Origin of the sequence: Aeromonas sp. FDAARGOS 1405 (assembly GCF_019048265.1) — a bacterium.
GTDB classification, from domain to species: Bacteria; Pseudomonadota; Gammaproteobacteria; order Enterobacterales; family Aeromonadaceae; genus Aeromonas; species Aeromonas veronii_A.
The window spans coordinates 930,417-951,689 of record NZ_CP077311.1 but is presented as its reverse complement, the minus strand read 5'-3'; the positions used below and the strand labels follow the sequence as shown (position 1 = coordinate 951,689).

The 21,273-nt window shown below is 61.0% G+C and carries 20 protein-coding genes; 9 read left to right on the top strand and 11 right to left on the bottom strand.

Annotated features, from left to right (window positions below):
- Positions 1-7 precede the first annotated feature (7 nt).
- From I6L35_RS04515 to hemC, 3 genes are read right to left on the bottom strand one after another with little or no spacing between them, the layout of a single operon-like run.
- Positions 8-1,057: a uroporphyrinogen-III C-methyltransferase gene (locus I6L35_RS04515; RefSeq protein ID WP_216979654.1), complete on the bottom strand. Its 1,050-nt coding sequence runs from the start codon at positions 1,055-1,057 to the stop codon at positions 8-10.
- Entirely contained in the window at positions 1,054-1,788 is a 735-nt protein-coding gene (locus I6L35_RS04510; protein ID WP_216979653.1) for a uroporphyrinogen-III synthase, read from the bottom strand. The genes I6L35_RS04515 and I6L35_RS04510 overlap by 4 nt, the downstream gene beginning before the upstream one ends.
- Entirely contained in the window at positions 1,785-2,714 is a 930-nt protein-coding gene (gene hemC / locus I6L35_RS04505; RefSeq protein WP_216980241.1) for a hydroxymethylbilane synthase, read from the bottom strand. The genes I6L35_RS04510 and hemC overlap by 4 nt, the downstream gene beginning before the upstream one ends.
- A gap of 323 nt (positions 2,715-3,037) precedes the next feature.
- Here hemC and I6L35_RS04500 point away from each other — a divergent pair, with 323 nt between their 5' ends.
- On the top strand, positions 3,038-5,557 hold the full coding sequence (locus I6L35_RS04500) for a class I adenylate cyclase (RefSeq protein WP_216979652.1): 2,520 nt from the start codon (positions 3,038-3,040) through the stop codon (positions 5,555-5,557).
- A 66-nt stretch (positions 5,558-5,623) separates the two neighbouring features.
- On the opposite strand, the gene I6L35_RS04495 is transcribed toward I6L35_RS04500, so the two are convergent.
- Both I6L35_RS04495 and cyaY read right to left on the bottom strand, forming a co-directional pair.
- Positions 5,624-6,277 carry an alpha/beta hydrolase gene (locus I6L35_RS04495; protein ID WP_216979651.1) on the bottom strand — a complete coding sequence of 218 codons (654 nt, stop codon included), beginning with the start codon at positions 6,275-6,277 and terminating at the stop codon, positions 5,624-5,626.
- Complete coding sequence (gene cyaY, locus I6L35_RS04490) at positions 6,274-6,588, bottom strand: iron donor protein CyaY (RefSeq protein WP_216979650.1); 315 nt, start codon at positions 6,586-6,588, stop codon at positions 6,274-6,276. The genes I6L35_RS04495 and cyaY overlap by 4 nt, the downstream gene beginning before the upstream one ends.
- Before the next feature lie 73 nt (positions 6,589-6,661).
- On the opposite strand from cyaY, the gene I6L35_RS04485 reads away from it, so the two are divergent.
- The 6 genes from I6L35_RS04485 (at position 6,662) to I6L35_RS04460 (ending at position 11,601) form a co-directional block, all read left to right on the top strand.
- Positions 6,662-6,838 carry a lipoprotein gene (locus tag I6L35_RS04485; protein ID WP_216979649.1) on the top strand — a complete coding sequence of 59 codons (177 nt, stop codon included), beginning with the start codon at positions 6,662-6,664 and terminating at the stop codon, positions 6,836-6,838.
- A gap of 32 nt (positions 6,839-6,870) precedes the next feature.
- Positions 6,871-8,121 (top strand): diaminopimelate decarboxylase, encoded by a 1,251-nt coding sequence (gene lysA, locus I6L35_RS04480; protein ID WP_216979648.1) that lies wholly within the window; start codon positions 6,871-6,873, stop codon positions 8,119-8,121.
- Between the two features lie 164 nt (positions 8,122-8,285).
- Positions 8,286-9,116, top strand: coding sequence for a diaminopimelate epimerase (gene dapF / locus I6L35_RS04475; RefSeq protein WP_005336371.1), 831 nt, complete (start codon positions 8,286-8,288; stop codon positions 9,114-9,116).
- 91 nt (positions 9,117-9,207) lie between these two features.
- On the top strand, positions 9,208-9,888 hold the full coding sequence (locus I6L35_RS04470) for a DUF484 family protein (protein ID WP_005336370.1): 681 nt from the start codon (positions 9,208-9,210) through the stop codon (positions 9,886-9,888).
- Positions 9,881-10,858, top strand: coding sequence for a tyrosine recombinase XerC (gene xerC, locus I6L35_RS04465; RefSeq protein ID WP_216979647.1), 978 nt, complete (start codon positions 9,881-9,883; stop codon positions 10,856-10,858). Before I6L35_RS04470 ends, xerC begins: the two co-directional genes overlap by 8 nt.
- 32 nt (positions 10,859-10,890) lie before the next feature.
- Positions 10,891-11,601: an HAD-IA family hydrolase gene (locus tag I6L35_RS04460; protein WP_216979646.1), complete on the top strand. Its 711-nt coding sequence runs from the start codon at positions 10,891-10,893 to the stop codon at positions 11,599-11,601.
- A gap of 76 nt (positions 11,602-11,677) precedes the next feature.
- Here the strand turns inward: I6L35_RS04460 and I6L35_RS04455 are convergent, their stop codons facing one another.
- On the bottom strand, positions 11,678-12,076 hold the full coding sequence (locus I6L35_RS04455) for an STY0301 family protein (protein ID WP_216979645.1): 399 nt from the start codon (positions 12,074-12,076) through the stop codon (positions 11,678-11,680).
- Between the two features lie 46 nt (positions 12,077-12,122).
- Positions 12,123-13,649, bottom strand: a complete 1,527-nt coding sequence (locus I6L35_RS04450; RefSeq protein WP_216979644.1) for a mechanosensitive ion channel domain-containing protein — start codon at positions 13,647-13,649, stop codon at positions 12,123-12,125.
- Positions 13,650-13,794: 145 nt separating this feature from the next.
- Here I6L35_RS04450 and I6L35_RS04445 point away from each other — a divergent pair, with 145 nt between their 5' ends.
- Positions 13,795-14,178: a hypothetical protein gene (locus I6L35_RS04445; protein ID WP_216980240.1), complete on the top strand. Its 384-nt coding sequence runs from the start codon at positions 13,795-13,797 to the stop codon at positions 14,176-14,178.
- Positions 14,179-14,181: 3 nt separating this feature from the next.
- Here the strand turns inward: I6L35_RS04445 and I6L35_RS04440 are convergent, their stop codons facing one another.
- Positions 14,182-14,958 (bottom strand): gamma-glutamyl-gamma-aminobutyrate hydrolase family protein, encoded by a 777-nt coding sequence (locus I6L35_RS04440; protein WP_216979643.1) that lies wholly within the window; start codon positions 14,956-14,958, stop codon positions 14,182-14,184.
- A 391-nt stretch (positions 14,959-15,349) separates the two neighbouring features.
- Positions 15,350-15,874, bottom strand: coding sequence for a ribosome biogenesis factor YjgA (gene yjgA / locus I6L35_RS04435; protein ID WP_005336359.1), 525 nt, complete (start codon positions 15,872-15,874; stop codon positions 15,350-15,352).
- Positions 15,875-15,988: 114 nt separating this feature from the next.
- Between yjgA and pmbA the strand changes: the two genes are divergently transcribed.
- Positions 15,989-17,332 carry a metalloprotease PmbA gene (gene pmbA, locus I6L35_RS04430; protein ID WP_216979642.1) on the top strand — a complete coding sequence of 448 codons (1,344 nt, stop codon included), beginning with the start codon at positions 15,989-15,991 and terminating at the stop codon, positions 17,330-17,332.
- A 75-nt stretch (positions 17,333-17,407) separates the two neighbouring features.
- Here pmbA and I6L35_RS04425 read toward each other — a convergent pair whose 3' ends face one another.
- The gene (locus tag I6L35_RS04425; RefSeq protein WP_005357644.1) at positions 17,408-19,963 is read right to left on the bottom strand and encodes a TRAP transporter permease; all 2,556 of its coding nucleotides are present in this window, start codon (positions 19,961-19,963) and stop codon (positions 17,408-17,410) included.
- Between the two features lie 103 nt (positions 19,964-20,066).
- A complete protein-coding gene (locus I6L35_RS04420) occupies positions 20,067-21,038 on the bottom strand; it encodes a TAXI family TRAP transporter solute-binding subunit (protein WP_204382487.1) in 972 nt (323 codons plus the stop codon).
- Between the last annotated feature and the right edge of the window lie 235 nt (positions 21,039-21,273).

Below are 21,273 nucleotides of genomic sequence, written 5' to 3'. Positions count from 1 at the left end.
GCCCTCCTCAGCTGCTAGCCAGAATGCGTTGCAGGCGTTCGGTTAGCACCTGCTCCAGCATGGCCTGGGTCTTGAACTGGGCCGGATAGTCGATCTGGATCTGCTCACCCTTGAGCTTGTCGATCTCGCCTTGCATGTAGCGGGTGGCGCTGTTGTCGGTGTCGAAATACTGGGTCAGCCAGCGTTGGGCCTTGTCCAGGCTGTCTTCGTAGAGCGCCTGCTGCTCGCGATAGACGGAGAGCTGGGCCTGCAACAGCTTGGTCTTGAGGTTTTCACGCAGGAAGATCTCCTGCTGCGGCGAGAGCAGCGCCTCGACCGCGCCATCGCGGCGACGGATGGTGACGAAGTTCTCGGTGAACTTGACCCAGTTCTTCTTCAGGTTGCTCTCCCACTCGTCGGGATTGGTGCTGACCGTCTGATCCGGCTCGGCCTTGGCTTCCGGCATGCTGACGGTGGAGAGAGGCAGTAGCTCGATCTGGTCGGACAGCGCCGCCAGCTTGAGGGTCAGCCCCTCGCGGTCGATGCGCGGCATCCCCTTGAGCTTGGCGATATCTTCGGCCAGTGCCTTGCGGATCGGCATCAGGCTGGGGTCGTTGAGGGCCGCGATACGCTCGTCGGCGTTGCCGAGCAGGGTGATGGCGGAGACGAGGTCATGCTCCAGCCACAGTTTGCGGCCCGCCATCCGTACCAGATACTCGGATTCGGCCAGCATCCAGTCGTTGGGGCGCTTGTCATTCAGATCCAGTACCCGGTTCTGCAGACCCTGCATCTCCCCCTGCAGTCGCTGCTGGGTTTGATCCAGTGCGGCCAGCTGCTCGGCATCCTTGCTGCTTGTCTGGTCGATCTTGCTCAGGGCGCTCGCCAGCTGCTGCTTGAGCTGGGCCAGTTCGGCCTGCTGGGCCACGGCGTTCTTGTGGCCGTGCAGATAGAGACCGCCGGTCAGGCCAAGGGCCAGCAGGATGGCGACCCCTCCCAGTACGGCACCGGAGCGGCTCTTGCTGCCATTGACCACAGCTGTCGGCTGGGGTTTGACCTGGGATTCTTGTTGTTCTGTCATTCCATCTTCCTCAGTTCCAGTGCGGCCGTCAGGGCCTGGTTGGATGCACCTTGGGCAATCGTGATATGGATAAAGCCCGCAGCACTGGCCATCTCGGCCACGCGCGGGCTGGGGACCACCAGCAGGCGGTCAAAAAGCCAGGGCCGCTGGTGGTCGGGAACCAGCTCCAGCAGCCGTTGCAGCAGTTCACCACTGGTAATAAGCAGGCTGTCCAGCCCCGCTGCCTGCCAGTGGTGGGTCAATCTGTCCCCGTCTAGCTCGGGGTAGTGGCGTTCATAGGCCGCACAATAGTGCACCAGAGCACCGCGTGAGGCCAGCGTGCTGGCGATGAGATCCCGCCCGCCATTACCGCGCAGGATCAGTACCCGTTTGCCTGCTACCTGCTGCAGGGCGGGCAGGGCCAGCAGCCCTTCGCTGCGCGGGTCATCCGGGCAGCTTGCCGTGATGCCGATGGTGGCAAACGCATCTGCGCTGGCCTGACCCACCGCAAAGTACTCAATATGTGGCCAGGTCTGACCAGTTTGCAACAGAAAATCGTGTGCAAAATGAACGGCATGGATGCTGACGGCGATAACCGCATCGGCACTGCGCAGCAGGTCGGGCAGGAGAGGGAGTTCACTGCCCGCCACGGTTTCCAGCAGCGGGCAGCAGAGTGGTGCATGGCCGTGCTGGCGCAGCAACTGCACCAGTTCGGCGGCCTGAATGGCCGGACGCACCACCAGCGGGGTCATGCGCGGTAGACCTCGGCGAGGATCTCGTCGGCACCGGCGGCCAGCAGGCGCTGGGCCAGTTGTTCGCCGAGGGCCTCACCATCGGCCAGCGGACCGCGGATCTCGTCACGGATCACCTGGTTGCCATCGGGACTGCCCACCAGACCGCGCAGCCAGATCTGCTCGCCTTCGACTAGTGCGTAAGCACCGATGGGGACCTGACATCCCCCTTGCAGAGCGCGGTTCATGGCGCGCTCGGTCAGCACCCTGGCGCGGGTCTCGGCGTGCTCCAGCGGCGCCAGCAGAGCGTGCAGCTCAGTATCGTCGAGGCGGCATTCGATGCCGACGGCGCCTTGACCGTTGGCGGGCAGGCTCTGTTCCGGCTCGATAAAAGCGGTGATGCGATGCGCCATCTCCAGTCGTTTCAGACCGGCGGCGGCGAGGATGATGGCGTCGTACTCACCGGCATCCAGCTTGGCGAGGCGAGTGTTGACGTTGCCGCGCAGGTCGCGGATCACCAGGTCCGGGCGGGCGGCGCGCAGCTGGCACTGGCGGCGCAGGCTCGAGGTGCCGACCACGGCCCCTTGCGGCAGTTCGGCAATGGTTTTGAAGCGGTTGGAGACAAAGGCGTCGCGGGGATCTTCCCGCTCGCAGATAGTGTGCAGACCGAGCCCCTCGGGGAACTCCACCGGCACGTCTTTCATGGAGTGAACGGCGATATCGGCCCGTCCTTCCAGCATGGCGGTCTCCAGCTCCTTGACGAACAACCCCTTGCCACCGACCTTGGCCAACGGGGTATCGAGGATCTTGTCACCCTGAGTGCTCATGGGTACCAGTTCGACCTGCAACTGTGGGTGCAGGGCTTCGAGCCGGTCTTTGACAAAGTTGGCCTGCCACAGGGCCAGCGGGCTCTTGCGAGTGGCAATTTTCAGGGTTCGGGCTGCCATATCAATCAGTTGTTTCATTTTTAGAAGGAAATCGATATTACCACCCTTTGCCCGGGCTTTCATGGCAGAGCCCGCAAAAGCGGGGGCAAGCTCAAAAATGCATGCTGAAAATGATTTTCATTAAGCAATTGCTATTGATTAATTCATTGAATATATTGAAATTTAATGATTTCCCCTGATACTTGATGTGGTCATACCAGAAATAATCTGGCGTTTAGCTGTAGGCTTGTTTACCACCGCTGTTTGCATTGTTAACATGATCACACTTTTTTGACGTATCCCCCTTTTGGTGCGTCATTTTCACCTAGGTGATAGGCAGGGCATTGCAGGAACACATCGATACGCTGGTTGCGCGTTATGACGACATTACCCGTCTCAAGACGCAACGGGCGTTAGGCCTCATGAGTCGCTATGGGCAGCAGGTATTCCAACTGCTGCCTGTCATGCTGCACTTCAATCACCCCCTGCTGCCCGGTTATGTCTCCGGCGATGTCCCTCATGGCATCTGGAGCTTCAGCGCCACCGCCGAGCAGCAAGCCTTTATCGATGACCTTTGTCGCAATGCCAACTGTCAGAGTGGTCTGGCAACCCATGATCGGGCCATTCAGGGGCTCTATTCCATGGGCAGCACCTCCTCCATCGGCCAGTGCTGTCACTCCGATCTCGATATCTGGGTCTGCCACGTGGCCGGTTTGTCGCAAGAGCGGCTCGCCTTGCTGGAACAGAAGTGCCGGATGCTCTCCAAGTGGGCGGAGCAGCGCGGGGTCGATCTCAATTTCTTCCTGATCCCCGAAGACAAGTTTCGCCAGACCAACGATGCCGAGATGCAGGGAGAGAGCTGTGGCAGCGCCCAGCATCTGCTGCTGCTTGACGAGTTCTACCGCAGTGCCATGCGCATCGCCGGTAAGCGACTCATCTGGTATCTGGTTCCTGTCGAGTGTGATGATCACTACGACGACTATGTGAACGGGTTGTTTGAGAGTGGCAAGCTCAAACAGGATGATTGGCTTGATCTCGGCAGTTTTGACCGTATTCCGGCGGAGGAGTATTTCGGCTCTGCCCTGTGGCAGCTCTACAAGGGGATCGACTCTCCCTATAAGGCGGTGCTCAAGTCTGTGTTGATGGAGGCTTACTCCCACGAGTACCCCAACACCCGTTTGCTCTCGATGATCAGCCGTGACTGGTTTCAGCACAACGAGGGGATGCACTACCGGCTCGACAACTACTGCCTGATGCTGGACAAGGTCACCAACTACCTCAAGTCCATCGGCGATATGGCGCGACTCGATCTGGTGCGCCGCTGCTTCTACCTCAAGGTGTGCGACGGCCTCAGTCATCCCAAGGATGATCACTCCCCCGAGTGGCGCCGCGAGCAGATGAGCCAGCTGGTCTCCTACTGGGGTTGGAGCCAGGACAAGCTGTACCACCTCGATCACCGCCACGAGTGGAAGGTCGAGGAGGTGAAGATCGCCCATGCCGAGTTGCTGGAGGCTCTGATGCAGAGCTACCGCAATCTGATCCAGTTCGCCCGTCGCAACAACATCAGCGAGTCGATCAACCCGGAAGATATCGGCATCCTGTCGCGCAAACTCTATGCCGCATTCGAGAGCCTGCCAGGCAAGGTGCAGAGGGTGAACCTCAAGATCGCACCGGATCTGAGCGAGCCTGATCTCAGCTTCGTGCAGGTGCCGCACGGTCGCCTCAACCGTGCCGGCTGGTATCTCTACAAACATTCGCTGGAGCCGGTGGACATCATTGGCCGGGCGCCGCTCGAGTTCAACGGTTACATCAGCAAGCTGGTCTCCTGGGCCTACTTCAACGATCTGCTGACCCCCCAGTCGCGGGTGCACCTGTTCAATCAGGGCTCGGATCTGCACATCGACAATCTGCACCAGTTCTGTCGCGATCTCTCCGGCTGCTTCCCCGAGAAGTACCCGCTTGCCACCAACCTGGCCCTCAGCCGCCCGTGCGAGATCCGCCAGCTCTCCATCTTCCTCAATCTGGAGATGGACCCGACCAGCCATTGGGTCGGTCAGGTGATCGAGTTCGACGCCAACACCGTGGATGTTTTCTCGTTCGGTCGCAATCAGGAGTGTCTGGTTGGCTCGGTGGATCTGGTCTACCGCAACTCCTGGAGCGAGATCCGCACCCTGCACTTCCAGGGGGATGAAGCTGTGGTCGATGCCCTCACCACCATCCTAGGCAAGATGCATCAGGATGCCGCCGGCCCCGAGATGATCGAGGTGTTCTGCTATAGCCAGCACTTCCGTTCTCTGGTGCGCTCCCGCTTCCAGACCCTGGTGGCGGAGTGTATCGATCTGCGCCTGGCCCGCGACAAGCAGCAGCTGGTCAAGACCATGGCGCTCGGCCGTGAAAAGTACGGCATCTTCTTCGAGCGGCGCGGGGTGTCGGTGAAGAAGCTGGAAAACGCCATCGATTTTTACCGCCACATCTCCCACAACAAGCTGGATCATCTGCCGCTGCGGCTCGACAAGACCCACAGCCAGCATCTGCCGAGCATCGTCGATGCCTACGCCAGCGAAGGGCTGGTGCAGTTCTTCTTCGATACCCGTGATGCGGGCACCAACATCTATATCCTCGATGAGGCGAACCGGGTGGAGATCTACCAGCACTTTGCCGGCAACAAGGATGAGCTGGTGGCGGGGGTCAACCGCTTCTATACCTCCAATCACGAGCGGTTCAGCGATGATGGGCAGTTCATCAACTTCAACCTGCCCCAGTACTACGAGATAGTACAGGTGAATGGCGAGCTGGATGTGATCCCCTATCGCAGTCAGGGCTCCCTGCGCGAACAGGTGCCGCCCGCTCGAGAAGTGGGCTGACCCGTCAGTTGGAATCGCTATAAAAAACGGCCTGCAGATGCAGGCCGTTTGCTTTACCGGAAGGGCTCACGCGCCGAGGCGGGCCAGCAGCCAGCTGCGAATGTCGCCGAGCTGCGGACGGCAGATCTCGTGGCGCATCGGGTACTCGTGCCACTCGGGGGCGAGCCCGGCAGCTTCAAGCCGGTTCTTGGCATCCCAACCGAGCGACAGGCTCACCACATCGTCGTAGATGCCGTGCATGTAGCAGATGGGCAGGGTGCGAGCAGCCTCGCTCATCTCGCCGAGCAGCTTGTCGGGGGCAGCCAGATAGGTGGACATGCAGAGCAGGCCCGCCAGCGTTGCCTGATAGCGCAGCGCGGTGAAGGAGGCAATCACTCCGCCCTGAGAGAAACCTGCCAGCACGATGCGCTCGGGGGCAAACCCGTCGGCCACCAGCTGATCGAGCAATGTGGCAATTTGGTCGGCTGATTCCCGCACATGGGATTCCACGGCTCGCTCGTCGGGATCCTCGAAGCTCCTGATGTCGTACCAGCCCCGCATCTTGTAGCCCATATTGATGGTGATGGGGCGCTCCGGCGCATCCGGCAGCAGGTGACGCACCGGTAGCTCGGCGGGCAGGTCCAGCGCGTCCACCAGCGGGGCGAGACCGGCACCGGAATCACCCAGCCCGTGCAGCCAGATCACCGCGTGGCGGGCGCCCTGCGGGTGCAGGTCGATCATGGGAACACCACCTCTTCGCCAGCCTGGGCGGTGCAGGATTTACTCAGCAGCGCCTTGAGCTCGTGGCCGAAACGGTTGTCGATCCAGGTGTCACCCTGCAGTTCGAAGTGGAAGCCGTTCTCGCGGGTGGCGACCCAAATCTGGTGCAGTGGTTCCTGCTTGTTGATGATGACCTTGGTCTTGTTCTCGAAAGAGAGGGTCAATACGCCGCCGTTGCGTTCGCAGTCGATATCCGGATACCCCTCGTCGAGGGTGTCTTCCACATATTGGAAAAAGGCGTCGGTCAGGGCGTGATACTCGTGATCCTTCATCGGTTTATCCTGTTGCTTTTAACAATGTGAGTGCGATTATAGAGGGCCAAAAATTTTTTCGCAGCGAACCATTATGATCACCCAGTTCACCAAGTGTCTGCTTGCCACTCTTCTGTCCCTCGGGTTGGCCGCGTGCGGTCTGAAGGGGCCGCTCTATATGCCGCCCCCCGAGCCGCTACAGAGCCAGAGTACACCGCAAGCAGCGCCGCCTGCGACCACTGAGGCTGCCACCGAGGCCGCGCCACACTAATGCCGCACCCATTCTAGGAAGGAACCGCCCCCTTGGATCACTTTAACTACGACGCCGACGGCCAGCTTCATGCCGAGCAAACCTCGCTGCAACAGCTTGCCGAGCAGTACGGTACCCCGCTTTACGTCTACTCCCGTGCGACCCTCGAGCGCCACTGGCACGCCTTTGACAAGGCCGCTGGCGATATTCCCCATCTGATCTGCTACGCGGTGAAGGCCAACTCCAACCTGGCGCTGCTCAACCTGCTGGCTCGTCTGGGCTCGGGGTTTGACATCGTCTCTGGTGGCGAGCTGTCGCGGGTTCTTGCGGCGGGCGGTGATCCGGCCAAGGTGGTCTTCTCCGGTGTTGCCAAGAGTGAAGCGGAGATGCGCCTTGCGCTGGATAAAGAGATCCTCTGCTTCAATCTGGAGTCGGAAGCCGAGCTGGAGCGCCTCAATCGGGTAGCGGGCAGCATGGGCAAGAAAGCTCGCGTTTCGGTACGGGTCAATCCGGATATCGATGCCGGTACTCACCCCTATATCTCCACTGGCCTCAAGCAGAACAAGTTCGGCATTCCCATCGAGCTGGCGCCAGCCATCTATCGCAAGGCGGCCGCCATGGCGAACATCGAAATCGTCGGGGTGGATTGCCATATCGGCTCCCAACTCACTGAATTGAATCCCTTTATGGAAGCGGCTGACAAGCTGCTGCGGCTGATCGACGGTCTGGCTGCAGAAGGCATTCATATCCATCATCTGGACGTGGGGGGCGGCCTTGGGGTCAACTACGGTTCCGAGCAGCCACCCCATCCGACCGAGTATGCCGAAGCGCTGAAGCAGAAGCTGGCGGGCCGGGATCTGACCCTGCTGTTCGAGCCGGGCCGCGCCATCGTCGCCAATGCCGGCGTGCTGCTGACCCGGGTCGAGTACCTGAAACCTGGCGAGACCCGCAACTTCGCGCTTATCGATGCCGGCATGAACGACATGCTGCGCCCCTCGCTCTACGGCGCCTGGATGAACATCATCGAGGTGGATAGCCGCGCCGGTCATGCTCCCGCGCTCTATGACGTGGTGGGCCCAGTGTGCGAGACCGGCGACTTCCTCGGCAAGGAGCGCACCTTGGCCATTGCCGAGGGCTCCCTGCTGGCAGTGCGTTCGGCCGGAGCCTACGGCTTTACCATGTCATCCAACTACAACACCCGTCCGCGCGCTGCCGAAGTGCTGGTGGATGGTGCCGAAGCACATCTGATCCGCGAGCGTGAGCAGTTGGCCGATCTCTGGCGTGGTGAGCACCTGCTGCCCTGATGCAGTAGATAGAGATGACAGAATTTTACAGCCCTGACAGCACAGGAATGCACGATGTGGATAGATTGTTCCAGGATGCATGGGGCTTTGGACAACGACTTCATGGCGCTTGGCGACCCTTGGTTCGGTGAATTTTTACAGCCCTAACAGCACAGGAATGCACGATGTTGATAGATTTTTCCAAGATGCATGGCTTGGGCAACGACTTCATGGTGGTGGATGGCGTCACCCAGAAGGTATTTTTCAGCAATGACGTCATCAAGAAGCTGGCAGATCGCCACTTCGGGATCGGCTTTGACCAGCTGCTGCTGGTGGAGCCGCCCTATGACCCTGAACTCGACTTTCACTATCGCATTTTCAATGCCGATGGCAGCGAGGTGGAGCAGTGCGGCAACGGCGCCCGCTGTTTTGCCCGTTTCGTGCGTCTCAAGGGGCTGATCAACCGGGATCGCATCGCGGTCAGTACCGCCCGGGGTCGCATCGTATTGCAGCTGGAGGGGGAGAATCAGGTCACGGTCAACATGGGGGTTCCCCAGTTTGAGCCGGGCAAGATCCCGTTCCGGGCCCAGAAGGCAGAGAAAACCTATCTGCTGCGGGCGCAGGAGCATACCGTGATGTGTGGCGTGGTCTCCATGGGCAATCCCCACTGCGTCATCGAGGTGCCTTCGGTCGCCGATGCGCCGGTCGAGACGCTCGGTGCCATCATGGAGCGCCACGAGCGTTTTCCCGAGCGGGTCAACGTCGGTTTCATGGAGATGGTCAATGCCACCGAGATCAAGCTACGGGTGTTCGAACGGGGCTGTGGCGAGACCCTGGCCTGCGGCACCGGTGCCTGTGCGGCGGCGGTGATTGGCATCAGTCAGGGCAAGCTCAAGGAGCGGGTCACCGTCAGTCTGCCGGGCGGCAAGCTGACCATCGCCTGGAAGGGGCCGGGCCAGCCGGTCTATATGACAGGTCCCGCCGAGCATGTGTTTGACGGCCAGATAGAGGTTTAGCCGATAAAGGTTCAGGTACGGGGGGCGTTGGCCCCCTTTGCCCATGATGTCGGGGCAGCGAGCCCCATTTCTCTGATGGATCAACCAATTTATGAGCGAACTCAAACGGCAGGAGCAATCGGTGGATGAAGCCACTGTGCTGGAGTACCTGGCCCGTTATCCCGAGTTTTTCCAACGCCATGCCGCCGTGCTGGACCGGATCCGCATTCCCCATGAACGCAAAGGGTCGGTCTCGCTGGTCGAGCGCCAGCTGGAGCGCCAGCGCGAGCGGATCGAACAGCTGGAGCAGGAGATCACCGAATTGATGGGGATCGCCAGCGAGAACGAGCGGATCTTCCGGGTCTATGCCGATCTCTACGGCGAGCTGTACGGTTGCCAGACCCTGTTCGAAGTGAGTGCCGTGATGGGCAAGGCCTTTGTCCAGCGGCTGCGCCTGACCGGGTTGCGGCTCTGGCTCAACCCCAAGAAGTTTGCCCTGAGCGGGCCCGAGCAGCGTTTTCTGGCGCAGGGAAAGCAGCTCGAATCCCTGCTGGGTCAGCGTTTGCCGGGGCAGGATTACTATTTTGGCCGACTGAGTCAGAGCGAGAAGCAGGCGCTGTTTGGCCACGATGTGCTGGTCAATTCGGTGGCCCTGATGCGGCTCGGCGATCTCGGTGTGCTGGCCTTCGCCAGCTCGGATCCCGGCCACTTTACTCCCCACAACGACACCCTGCTGCTGGGCCAACTGGGGCGCCTGCTGCAACTGCGTCTGCCCGAGTTGACTCATGGCTAGAACACCGGCCAGGGTGCTTGCCAAAGCTTCCGTCGTCGCACCGCCACTGCCCGCGGCACTGGCTGATGAGCTGGCGGCCTTTATCGAATACCTGAGGGTCGAGCGTCAGCTCAGCCCTCATACCCGCAATAACTATCAAGCCCATCTGGAGGCGATGAGCGCCGAGCTGGTGGCCCTGGGGCTCACTGACTGGGGTCGGCTCGAGGCGAGTCAGGTGCGCACTCTGGTGACCCGGATGCACAAGGGGGGCCTTGCTCCTCGTTCCCTTTCCACCAAGGTCTCTGCCCTGCGCAGCTTTTGCGACTGGCAGGTGCGGCAGGGTCGGCTGACCGCCAATCCGGCCCGTGGCATCGTCACCCCCAAACAGGGGCGGCCGCTGCCGAAAAACCTCGATGTGGACGAGATGCACCAGCTGCTCAACATCACCGACGAGCAGGATCCGCTGGCGGTGCGGGATCGCGCCATCATGGAGCTGATGTACTCTTCAGGGCTGCGTCTGGCCGAGCTGGTGGGGATCAATCTGGTGGATCTGAAGCTCGACGACCGCCAGCTCAAGGTGACCGGCAAGGGCTCGCGGGAGCGGGTGCTGCCCATCGGCCGGATGGCGGTCGAGTGGCTGCAGAAGTGGCTCAAGGTGCGCCCGCTGCTGGCCGGGGATGAGAGCGAGGCGCTGTTTGTCTCCAGCCGCAAGCAGCGGCTGTCGGCCCGCTCGGTGCAGGCACGTCTCGATGGCTGGGGCAACAAGCAGGCGCTCAACGCCCACGTTCATCCCCACAAGCTGCGCCACAGCTTTGCCACCCATATGCTGGAGTCCTCCGGCGATCTGCGGGCGGTGCAGGAGCTGCTGGGACATGCCGACCTATCTACCACCCAGATCTATACCCACCTCGACTTCCAGCATCTGGCCAAGGTTTACGACAGCGCCCACCCCAGGGCCAAGCGTGACCCGGATGCGCAGGACGATGAATAACGGGCCCTGAGCCCCGTTGCAGAGGAGAGTCCATGCACTTCTATCGCCGCTGGCAGCCGGTTGCTGCCATCTCGTTTGACCTCGATGACACCCTCTATGACAACGGCCCCGCCATCGTGCGTGCCGAGCAGTGGATGCTGAACCATCTGCGCAGCGAATATCTGGCCACCGCCATGCTCGACAAGCCGCGCTGGCTGGAGTTAAAACGCGCCGTGTTGCTGGCCAGGCCCGAGCTGCGCCACGATGTCAGCCTGGCGCGCCAGCAGACCATCCACGCCGCCATGGTCGAGGGGGGGATGGCCGACCAGCAGGCCAGCCGCGAGGCGGAGCAGGTGTTTGCTGCGTTTCTGGCAGAGCGCTCGAAGATCGAGGTGAGCGAGTCCACTCATCAGCTGCTGGCCAGACTGGCCGAACGCTATCCGCTGGTGGTCATCACCAACGGCAATCTGGATCTGGCGCAGGCAGGGCTGGATTGCTACTTCACGCTGGTCTGCAAGGCGGGGGCGGGCGCCAGAATGAAACCGGCACCGGATATGTTTGAGCAGACCCGCAGCACCCTCAAGTTGCCAGCGGGGCGGATCCTCCATGTGGGGGATCATCCCGAGACCGATGTGCTGGGTGCCCGCTTGCACGGCTTTCGCGCCGCCTGGCTCAACGAACGGCAGCAACCGTGGCAACAGCTGCAACTGTTGCCGGACGTGGAGCTGACGGCATTGGAGGAGCTGGCCGAACTGCTGCTCTGATGGCGCTGGCGGGTGGCCACGCTCAGGCGGTAATGGCTGTCATCGAATAGCGATATATGGCAAGGGGTTACGCCCGCTATTTGCGACAAACCAACCCGAGCAGGGTGTAGCGGTCGCGCTGGTTGACGCGGCAGTAACTGATGCCGACGGGCAGCGCCTGCTGCAGGGTGATGGCGCTGTTCTGATAGCGGCAGACCAGATAGAGCGGGCGCAGGCTGCTATCGAGCTGGCTCCAGTAGTGGATCTCGTCGCTGTCGCCATTATCCGGTTTGAGTTGGGCCAGTTCGGCAGGATCTCCATCGAACAGGGCCAGATTATCGAGCCGGTGACTGAGGGTTTCGTCCGGTTTGCCATCGTCATTGCGGGTGAACGCCTGCCAGCCCTGCTGCGGGGTCAGCAGCTGCTGGCGAGTCTCGATGGTGGTGGGACAATCAAATTGCAGGCTGGCGGCAAGGGCCAGGGTGGTCAGTAACATGGCTGCTGTTCTCTCTATCACGTCCTCAATACGGTGCCATGCTACGTCATCTGCCGCCGAACAGCTTCATCAGTTTATCAAGCAGATCAAGCTGTTGTGGTGGTTGCTTCATGGCTTCCGCCTCCCGCTCCAGCAGGGCCCGCTGCTCCTGCTGGCGGTCGCTCAGAACCCGGTAGAGGGGCTCGACCAGCGCCTCGCGCTGCATCACCAGCTCCTGAAACATTGCCTGATTGATGCGATAGGTTTCGACGGTGGCCACCGCCCGTACCGTGAAGGAGCTGGGCTCGCCGGTGAGCAGGCTCAGTTCGCCAAAGAAGTCTCCCGCGTTGAGCGTACCAAGCTTCAGCTCTCGCCCCTCGACATTAACCACCATCTCGGCTTCCCCTTTGACCAGCACGAACAGCCAGCTGGAGACCTCTCCCTGCTCAAGCATGATGTCGCCGCTGACGAAGGGGGCGAACTTCACCTGATCGGCCAGCTGGAGCAGCTCGTTCTCCTGCAACATGGCAAACAGCGGCAGCTTGCGCAGGGTATCGGTTCGTTCGGCGGTGTGGCGCTTGTGGCGGGCATCCAGATGCTGCTTCTCCTTGGCCATAAAGACGTTGAAGATCGGCGGGGTGAGGCGGCGATCGTTGCGGCGCAGGGCGGCATCGATCAGGCTGCGCACCATGGAGTCGGTCGGATCGTCGCGAGCCAGGTCAGTGAGCCAGTAGCGCACCGCATAGCGGGCGATGCCCCCCTCGACATTCATCAGCAGGCAGTCCGGTTGCGGATGCTTGGCGACACAGGGGAGCTTGGTCTCCCGCAGGGATTTCTCGATCAGCGCGATGATCTGGGTCGGCAAGGTATCCAGGGTCAGATCGAACCAGACCCAGCGCCGCCACTGCAAGGGTTCGCCACGGCGGCGCCCGAGCACGGTGAAGCGCTGTTTGAGCAGATGGCTGTTGGGGATGACGACTGTCTCCCAGTTGCGGGTCTCGATGGTGGTGGCACGCCAGTTGATCTCCACCACCCTGCCCTGGGTGGTATCGACTTGCAGCCAGTCACCGATGGCGATGGAGTTGTCGAGCTGAATGGAGACCCCGGCCAACAGGTTGCCAAGGGTGTCCTGCATGGCGAAGGCGATGACCGCGGTGATGACCGCCGAGGTGGTGACTATCTCCCCGAGCGCCATGCCGGAGGCGTAGAGGCGAAACAGACCCCAGCCGATATAGCCGATGGTGATGACGATATCGGCGATGATCCGAGGGATCCGCACATGGCAGAGGGGGAGCAGAAATTCGAACAGCAGGATCCCCCATATCTTCACCAGTATCAGGCCAGCCAGCAGGGTGGAGATCTCGATCAGCAATTGATGGGGCAGCGGCAGTTTGAACCAGCCCCCTTCCAGCTGGATCAGCAGGATCACCACCGCGCTAATCATCACGAAACTGAGCTCAGATAGCAGCTCCCGTCGTTGCCCGGGGCGGCGCCAGAAGTGGATCAGCATCAGGGAGAGGGTGAGCAGGGTCCAGAACGGGTGTTCGCCAATCCAGATCAGCGTCGGTAGCGCGGTGAGGTTTTCGCCAGCCATAGCAGCACCTTATTGTGGTTTTATTTCCAGCATAGCTGCTGCGGCGCGGGGAAATGGTGCGTTGGGGCGGCAATTTATTTATCCTGTGCAGAACCGGGCAAAGGAGTGCGATTGAGTGAAATTTTCAAAGAAAATCATCTGTTTGATGGCTCTGTTGCCATTGGCTGGCTGCGATCTGCTGGCCGAGAAGTATCGGGTCGAATTCCGGGATGGCTCCTGGCGTGAAATAGCCATTACCCCCTTCTCCAGCGAGGCGCGCTGGCGCGAGGGGTGTGCCACCGGCGAGGTGCTGAGCGATATGAAGGTGCCCATCAAACGGGGTGATACGGTCAATGGCCGCGAGCAGTTGCTGATCGGCGGCGAGAAGTTCGAGCTGGATGACAACAACCTCTACCGCAGCAACGGCATGGTGTTTGGCCATTCGCCTGACCATATCCAGCGTGGGCTCAAGGGGATGGATATTTGCCGTACCCTGCGCCCCGAGCGGGGCGGATTGCCCAAGCTCAAGGCGCGAGGATTTGGTGAATAAGCGTTAACGATTATCTCTCTGACGGCGTCGGCAGGCGTCACCAAAGGCCTGGAAGATCTTGATGGAGTGAGGATTCTCGCTGGCTTTCCACTCCGGGTGCCACTGTACTGCCAGCAGGAAAGGGGAGAGGGTAGGGGCATGGATGGCCTCGACCAGTCCATCTTCGGCATGGGCCAGCGGCTCTAGGCCATCACCAAGACGGTTTAGCCCCTGTCCATGCAGGGAGTTGACCGGTATCTGTTCAGCTCCCATCAGTTCGGCAAACCAGCTGCCCGGCAGCAGCTCAATCTGATGGCTTGGCCCATACTGTTCGTCGACCGGATCGTCGGCATCTTCCCGATGATCGTCATAACCCGGTTCGGTGTAGACCTTCTGGTGGATATCGCCGCCCAGTGCCACGTTGATCTCCTGCATGCCGCGACAGATCCCGAGGATCGGCAAGCCACGGGCGAGGGCTCCCTTAATGAGGGGCAGATCGAACAGGTCGCGATCCCTGTCCTGCTGTTTCTCCGGCGTGAGGTTCTCCTGTCCGTAAAGCGCCGGATCGATGTTGGAGCCGGCGCCGCTCAGATAGATGCCGTCAGCCAGATCCAGATACTGCTCCAGATCGGCGGTGCCACAGCAGGTGGGCACCAGCAGCGGGACACAGCCACTGATCTCGACCAGCGGCATGATGTATTTGTGGGTCATTACCTGATAGGCGTGGCCATTGCGGGGCTGGGCCCCCATGGTCATCAGCACGACGGGTTTACGGTTGGTGACGAGTATGGAATTTGGCATAGAACACCCTGATTATCCCTGGCGTTGAAGTCTCATCCTGCACCTTGGGCAGACCCTTGCACATCGGCTGGGCAAGGGCATGCCTCAAGGTATGGTCATGGGATCCCGCGTCTTACCGGGTGGCAGAATCGAATCGTCGGTCAGCCTCGGCAGCGACAGCCTGGATCCTCTCCCCAGTCTGCCAAGGCTGTTCAATATGTCAAACAAAATGATACCAAATTGTTAACGTGTCTGTTTTGGTCTGCTCTGAAGCGCCGATTTAACGGGGTTGTTGAGATGGGTCGTTATGGCTGGGGTAGAAAAATGGTGGATATATTAAACGCACAGGGATGTGGAGAGGAAAAGGCATCAATAGAAGCACGCCTCCGCGAGGGGAGGCGTGTTTCGGGGATCACAGCAGGTCTTCGATCTCGCCGCGCAGATACTGGTACATCTCGCGGTAGGCGACCGGCGGCTTGTTCAGCTCCCGCTCCTTGTTGGCGGAGCGGATCAGCTGGCGCAGCTTCTGGCGATCCAGTTCGTGGAACTGGGACATCAGCTCGTTGAGGGCGCTGTCACCTTCGGTGATCAGGCGCTCGCGCCACTGCTCCAGGCGATGCAGGCGCGCATTCACGGTGGAGTGACGGTTCTTGATGATGGAGAGCGCTTCGGCAATCGGCTCGATATCGCGGCTGCGCATCAGGCGGCCGATGAACTGCAGATGGCGACGGAAGGACTCATCCTTCTTCGGCTTGAGTTTGCGACCCAGCTCGACAGCTTCTGCAAGTTCTTCATCCAACGGGATTTTTTCCAGCTCGCTGTGGCTGAGGGAGACGATCTCTTCCCCCATTTTCTGCAATGCTTCGGCATCGCGCTTGAGCTGGCTCTTGCTGGGGCCCCAGTCTTCGAACTCGTTGTCGTCTTGATATTGACTCATCGGTCTCTTGATTCCTGTCATTCACGTTTGGCGGATATGTTACCAGCTTCTCCCGCTGGGCGCAGGGGTCTGATATGCTTACCCCCCTTTCCTTCTTTCATACAGATGTGAGTTATGGATCAGCAAGACCAAATCCGCCAGGATCAAGCCCATCTCGAGGCCGTGGTTGCCGAAGCCCTGGAGATAGCCAAAGGACTGGGCGCCTCGCTGGCCGAAGTCTCCATCAGCAAGCAGACCGGGTTGTCGGTGAACACCCGGGGTTGTGAACTGGAAAGCATTGAATTCAATAAGGATGGCGCCCTCGGCATCGCCGTCTATCGCGATGGTTGCAAGGGATCTTCCTCGACCACCGATCTGAGCAAACCCGCCATTCGTGCCGCCGTTGAAGCGGCCATCGAGATTGCCCGCCACACCTCGGCGGATGATTGCGCCGGTCTGGCGGACGCCGAGCTGCTGGCCTGGGATGCCCCCGACCTGCAACTGTGTCACCAAATCGAGCTGGATCCCCAGCGCGGCATCGATCTGGCCATCGAGTGCGAACGACTCGCTCTGGGTCGCGATATCCGTATCAAGCACTCCGACGGTGCCGGTTTCTCCAGCCATCTTGGCATCAAGGTCTATGGTAACAGCCACGGCTTCGTCAAAGGCTACGCGGCGTCGCGTAACTCCCTGAGCTGCGTGCTGATCGGCGAGCAGGATGGCGACATGCAGCGGGATTACGGCTACTCCTCCAGCCGTTCCCTCGACGGGCTCTGGAGCGCGCAGCGCATCGCCGACGAGGCGGTGGAGCGTACCGTCTCCCGTCTCGGCGCCCGCAAGATTTCTACCCGCCATGCCCCTGTGCTGTTCCACCCCGATACTGCCTCCGGCCTGTGGGGCCATCTGGTGATGGCCATCAGCGGTGGCAACCTCTATCGCAAGTCGAGCTTCCTGCTCGACAAATTGGGCAAGCAGATCCTGCCAGAGTGGCTCACCATTCAGGAGTTCCCCCACCTGCTGGGCGGGCTCGCCAGTACCCCGTTCGATGGCGAAGGGGTGCGTACCCGCGACATGGATATCATCCGTAACGGCGAGCTGATGAGCTGGCTGCTTACCTCCTACTCTGCGCGCAAGCTGGGGCTGACCACTACGGGTCATGCCGGTGGCATCCACAACTGGCAGGTCTCCAATACCGGCCAGGATTTTCAGGGCATGCTGAAAGAGATGGGTACCGGTCTGCTGGTGACCGAGCTGATGGGGCAGGGGGTCAATATCGTCAATGGCGACTACTCCCGCGGCGCTGCCGGTTTCTGGGTCGAGAATGGCGAAATAGCCTATCCGGTCGAGGAGATCACCATCGCCGGCAATCTGGCCGAGATGTTCAGTCATATCGTGGCGGTGGGTAGTGACGAGGATGAGCGCTCCAGTCTCAAGACCGGCTCGGTGCTGGTAGAGAATATGAAGCTGGCGGGTCACTGATCGCCGCTGCAGCGAGATCGATATCCATAAAAAGAGGGCCGCAATCGCGGCCCTCTGTCTTATTTGCCTGGCGGATTAACCGGCCTTGACGCTGCGGCGACGCTGCAGCCAGACGATCGCCCCGAACAGCAGGAAGCCCGGGATCCACATCCACTCCTTGGTCCAGCGCTCGGTCGGCGCCTTGACGGTGAGGATCTCCTGATCGAACTCCAGCCCCATGGTGGCGGCCGGGCTGCCAAAGGCGACGTTGTCGATCAGCGTCTTGCCATCCTGCTCATAGAGGCTCAGCCCCAGATTGGCCAGCCGCTCTTCGCCATTTGCCCCATCCGGTACGGCGACCAGCAGGGTGAACTTGCGTGGCTTGCCCACTGCATCTTCACCGAGGATCCGCAGCCGCAGGGTGCTCTCCGCCTCCACTTCACCCATGGTTTGGGCCAGCTGGGCAGGCGGGGTCTCGCGATAGGGGTCGTGCACCATGTCCATCCAGAAACCCGGGCGGAACAGGGTAAAGGCGACCAGCAACAGCAGCACGCTCTCGTACCAGCGGCTCTTCACCAGGAACCAGCCCTGAGTGGCGGCGGCGAAGATCAGCATGGCGATGGTCGCCACGATGAAGATCAGCACCCCATGGGCGAAGTCCACGTCGATCAGCAGCAGGTCGGTGTTGAAGATAAACAGGAACGGCAGCGCCGCGGTACGCAGGCTGTAGTAAAACGCCGTGATCCCGGTCTTGATGGGGTCGCCCTTGGAGACAGCCGCTGCCGCGAAGGAGGCCAGCCCCACCGGCGGCGTCACATCCGCCATGATGCCGAAGTAGAAGACGAACAGGTGCACCGCGATCAGCGGCACGATCAGCCCGTTTTGCTGCCCCAGCGTCACTACCACCGGTGCCAGCAGGCTGGAGACGACGATGTAGTTGGCAGTGGTCGGCAGCCCCATGCCGAGGATCAGGCTCAGCAGAGCGGTGAGCAGCAGCATCAGCAGCAGGTTACCCATGGAGAGGAACTCCACCAGATCCGCCAGCACCAGACCAACCCCGGTCTGGGAGACCGCACCCACGATAATCCCCGCGGTGGCGGTGGCAATGCCGATACCGATCATGTTGCGGGCACCTGCGACCAGCCCTTCCCGCAGATCCACCACGCCGTCAGCGACGGTGCCGTAGTCGTGCTTGCCGTCCTTGCGCAACCAGTTGAGCAGCGGGCGCTGGGTCAGCAGGATGATCACCAGCATCACGGTACCCCAGAAGGCCGACAGCCCCGGCGAGAGGCGTTCCACCATCAGGCACCATACCAGTACTACCACCGGCAGCAGGAAGTGCAGGCCGGAGAGCAGCACGGCGCGGGTGTTGGGCAGCTCGGTGAGCGGCTTGTCGGGATCTTCGGCAGGCAGTGGTTCATTGCTGGCGGCGATCTTCAACAGAGCCACATAGGTGGCAGCCAGCAGTACCGAGATCCCCGGCAGGGCGTAGTCACCCAAAGCAGGTTTGAGCCAGCCGAGGCCATAGTAGACCGCCAGTGACAGGCCGCTGATGAGGGCCGCGCCAAAGGCAAAGCCGGTCAGGCGGCGCAGCCAGGGTTTGGGTTGATGGTTGCCGATGGGCTGCATGCCCAGTTTCAGCGCCTCCAGATGGACGATGTAGAGCAGCGCTATGTAGGAGATGGCGGCAGGCAGGAAGGCGTGCTTGATGATCTCCACATAGGGGATGCCCACGTATTCGACCATCAGGAAAGCCGCAGCCCCCATCACGGGTGGCATGATCTGGCCGTTGACCGAGGAGGCTACTTCCACCGCCCCCGCTTTCTCTGAACTGAAGCCCACCTTCTTCATCATCGGGATGGTGAAGGTACCGGTGGTCACCACGTTGGCAATCGACGAGCCGGAAATCAGACCGGTTAGGCCGGAAGCGACCACTGCCGCCTTGGCGGGGCCGCCGCGTAGGTGACCGAGCAGGCTGAAGGCGAGTTGGATAAAGTAGTGACCGGCACCGGCACGCTCCAGCAGGGCGCCAAACAGCACGAACAGGAACACGAAGCTGGTGGAGACGCCAAGGGCGATGCCGAACACCCCTTCGGTAGTGATCCACTGGTGGTTGGCCAGCGCGGTAAAGCCTACCCCGCGATGTGCCAGCAGTCCCGGCATCCAGGGGCCCGCCAGGCTGTAGATCAGAAAGACGATAGCGATGACCGCCAGTGCCGGCCCCAGGGCACGGCGCGCCGCTTCCAGCAGCAGCGGAATGCCGATGCAGGCGGTCACCAGATCGGCGGTGGTGAGGGTGCCGGGACGCAGCGCCAGCGCTTCATACATCACGAACAGGTAAGAGGCGGCACCAGCAGCGATCAGACCGAGGGCGATATCGCCGAGGGGGACCCGATCCCGCGGCGAGGAGCGAAATGCCGGGAACACCAGAAAAGCGAGCAACAGGGCAAAGGTAAGGTGAATGGAGCGGGTTTCGGTGTCATTGAGTACGCCAAACCCCACCATGAAGGGGAGTGGCGAGGCGATCCAGAGCTGGAACAGGGACCAGGCCAGCGCCAGCGCGGTGATGAGCCAGCCCATGATGCCCAGCGGCAGGCGAGCGCCCACATCCTGGGCGATCAGTTCCTCGGTAGAGAGTTGTTTATCTTGCATAGGGTTAACTTGTGCCAACGAGTACAACAAGAGCGACACCCGCCCCCGCAATCAGGCGGCGGACGGGTGTCGAAGAGAGTGACAAAGGCCCCGGGGCCTTCAATCAGATCCAGCCGCGCTCTTTGTAGTAGCGGGCAGCCCCTTCATGCAGCGGTGCAGAGAGACCCACCTTGATCATGTCGGCCTCTTTCAGGTCGGCAAAGGCAGGGTGCAGGCGCTTGAAGCGATCCAGGTTGTCGAACACCGACTTGACCAGCTGATAGACCACTTCCGGATCGGTTTTGGCGCTGGTGGAGAGCACCGCTTTGCCACCGATGGAGGGGGTCGGCTTGTCGCTGCCCTTGTAGATGCCGCCCGGGATCTCGGCCTTGCTGTAGTAGCTCTTCTCGGCCAGCAGCTTGTCGATGTCGGCGCCGGTCACAGGTACCAGTACTGCATCTGTGGTGGTGGAAGCTTCCTGAATGGCGCCGTTCGGGTGACCGACGAAGTAGCTCATGGCGTCGATGTTGTTGTCACCGAGGGCGGAGGCCTGTTCGGCCGGCTTCAGCTCGGAGACCAGACCGAAGTCACCCTTCTTCCAGCCTTTGACCGCCATGATCTCTTCCATGGTGTCACGCTGGCCGGAGCCCGGGTTGCCGATGTTGACGCGCTTGCCTTTCAGGTCGTCGAAGCTGGCGATCTTGGCATCGCGGCGAGCCAGGATGGTGAACACCTCGCTCTGCAGGGAGAAGACGGCGCGCATATCGTCCATGGCCCCTTCGGCCTGGAACGGTGGCAGCCCTTTCATCGCCTTGAACTGGTGGTCGGATTGCATGATGCCGAAGTTGAACTCACCGCTGCGGATGCCGTTGACGTTGGCAACACCACCGCCACTGGCTGGGGCGTTGCACTTGATCTGGTGATCGGCGGCGCCGCGATTGAGGAAGCGGCAGATGGACTGGCCAGCGACATAGTAGACGCCGGTCTGACCGCCGGTGCCTATGGTCACGAAGCGCTCCTGCGCTTGTACCGGACCACCGAATGAAACACCGACCAGAGCCGCCGACAGGGCGCATGCCAAAGTTAATCCTTTCATTTTTTCTCCCTTTTCTTTGATTTTGTTTATCCGATCCCCGGATAAATTGATGGCAATCCCGTTCTGCGCCGGGCTTGCCCGCTCTTCTCGTTGCGCGAAAGCGGGGGAGTTGATTGCCCCCTTTTCCGGCGGTCACCCTCATCCTGTGGTGAGGTTACCGACCTCCTGTCGGTCGAAGATAAATTGGCCCCTGAGGGGCCAAATAAAAAGTTGCAAGCACTCCGATTAAGCACAT

Bases quoted from the DNA above. Each gene is read 5' to 3' on its own strand.
- I6L35_RS04515 (WP_216979654.1), bottom strand. From the start codon at position 1,057: ATGACAGAACAACAAGAATCCCAGGTCAAACCCCAGCCGACAGCTGTG.
- I6L35_RS04510 (WP_216979653.1), bottom strand. From the start codon at position 1,788: ATGACCCCGCTGGTGGTGCGTCCGGCCATTCAGGCCGCCGAACTGGTG.
- hemC (WP_216980241.1), bottom strand. From the start codon at position 2,714: ATGGCAGCCCGAACCCTGAAAATTGCCACTCGCAAGAGCCCGCTGGCC.
- I6L35_RS04495 (WP_216979651.1), bottom strand. From the start codon at position 6,277: ATGATCGACCTGCACCCGCAGGGCGCCCGCCACGCGGTGATCTGGCTG.
- cyaY (WP_216979650.1), bottom strand. From the start codon at position 6,588: ATGAAGGATCACGAGTATCACGCCCTGACCGACGCCTTTTTCCAATAT.
- I6L35_RS04485 (WP_216979649.1), top strand. From the start codon at position 6,662: ATGATCACCCAGTTCACCAAGTGTCTGCTTGCCACTCTTCTGTCCCTC.
- dapF (WP_005336371.1), top strand. From the start codon at position 8,286: ATGTTGATAGATTTTTCCAAGATGCATGGCTTGGGCAACGACTTCATG.
- I6L35_RS04470 (WP_005336370.1), top strand. From the start codon at position 9,208: ATGAGCGAACTCAAACGGCAGGAGCAATCGGTGGATGAAGCCACTGTG.
- xerC (WP_216979647.1), top strand. From the start codon at position 9,881: ATGGCTAGAACACCGGCCAGGGTGCTTGCCAAAGCTTCCGTCGTCGCA.
- I6L35_RS04460 (WP_216979646.1), top strand. From the start codon at position 10,891: ATGCACTTCTATCGCCGCTGGCAGCCGGTTGCTGCCATCTCGTTTGAC.
- I6L35_RS04455 (WP_216979645.1), bottom strand. From the start codon at position 12,076: ATGTTACTGACCACCCTGGCCCTTGCCGCCAGCCTGCAATTTGATTGT.
- I6L35_RS04450 (WP_216979644.1), bottom strand. From the start codon at position 13,649: ATGGCTGGCGAAAACCTCACCGCGCTACCGACGCTGATCTGGATTGGC.
- I6L35_RS04445 (WP_216980240.1), top strand. From the start codon at position 13,795: ATGGCTCTGTTGCCATTGGCTGGCTGCGATCTGCTGGCCGAGAAGTAT.
- I6L35_RS04440 (WP_216979643.1), bottom strand. From the start codon at position 14,958: ATGCCAAATTCCATACTCGTCACCAACCGTAAACCCGTCGTGCTGATG.
- yjgA (WP_005336359.1), bottom strand. From the start codon at position 15,874: ATGAGTCAATATCAAGACGACAACGAGTTCGAAGACTGGGGCCCCAGC.
- pmbA (WP_216979642.1), top strand. From the start codon at position 15,989: ATGGATCAGCAAGACCAAATCCGCCAGGATCAAGCCCATCTCGAGGCC.
- I6L35_RS04425 (WP_005357644.1), bottom strand. From the start codon at position 19,963: ATGCAAGATAAACAACTCTCTACCGAGGAACTGATCGCCCAGGATGTG.
- I6L35_RS04420 (WP_204382487.1), bottom strand. From the start codon at position 21,038: ATGAAAGGATTAACTTTGGCATGCGCCCTGTCGGCGGCTCTGGTCGGT.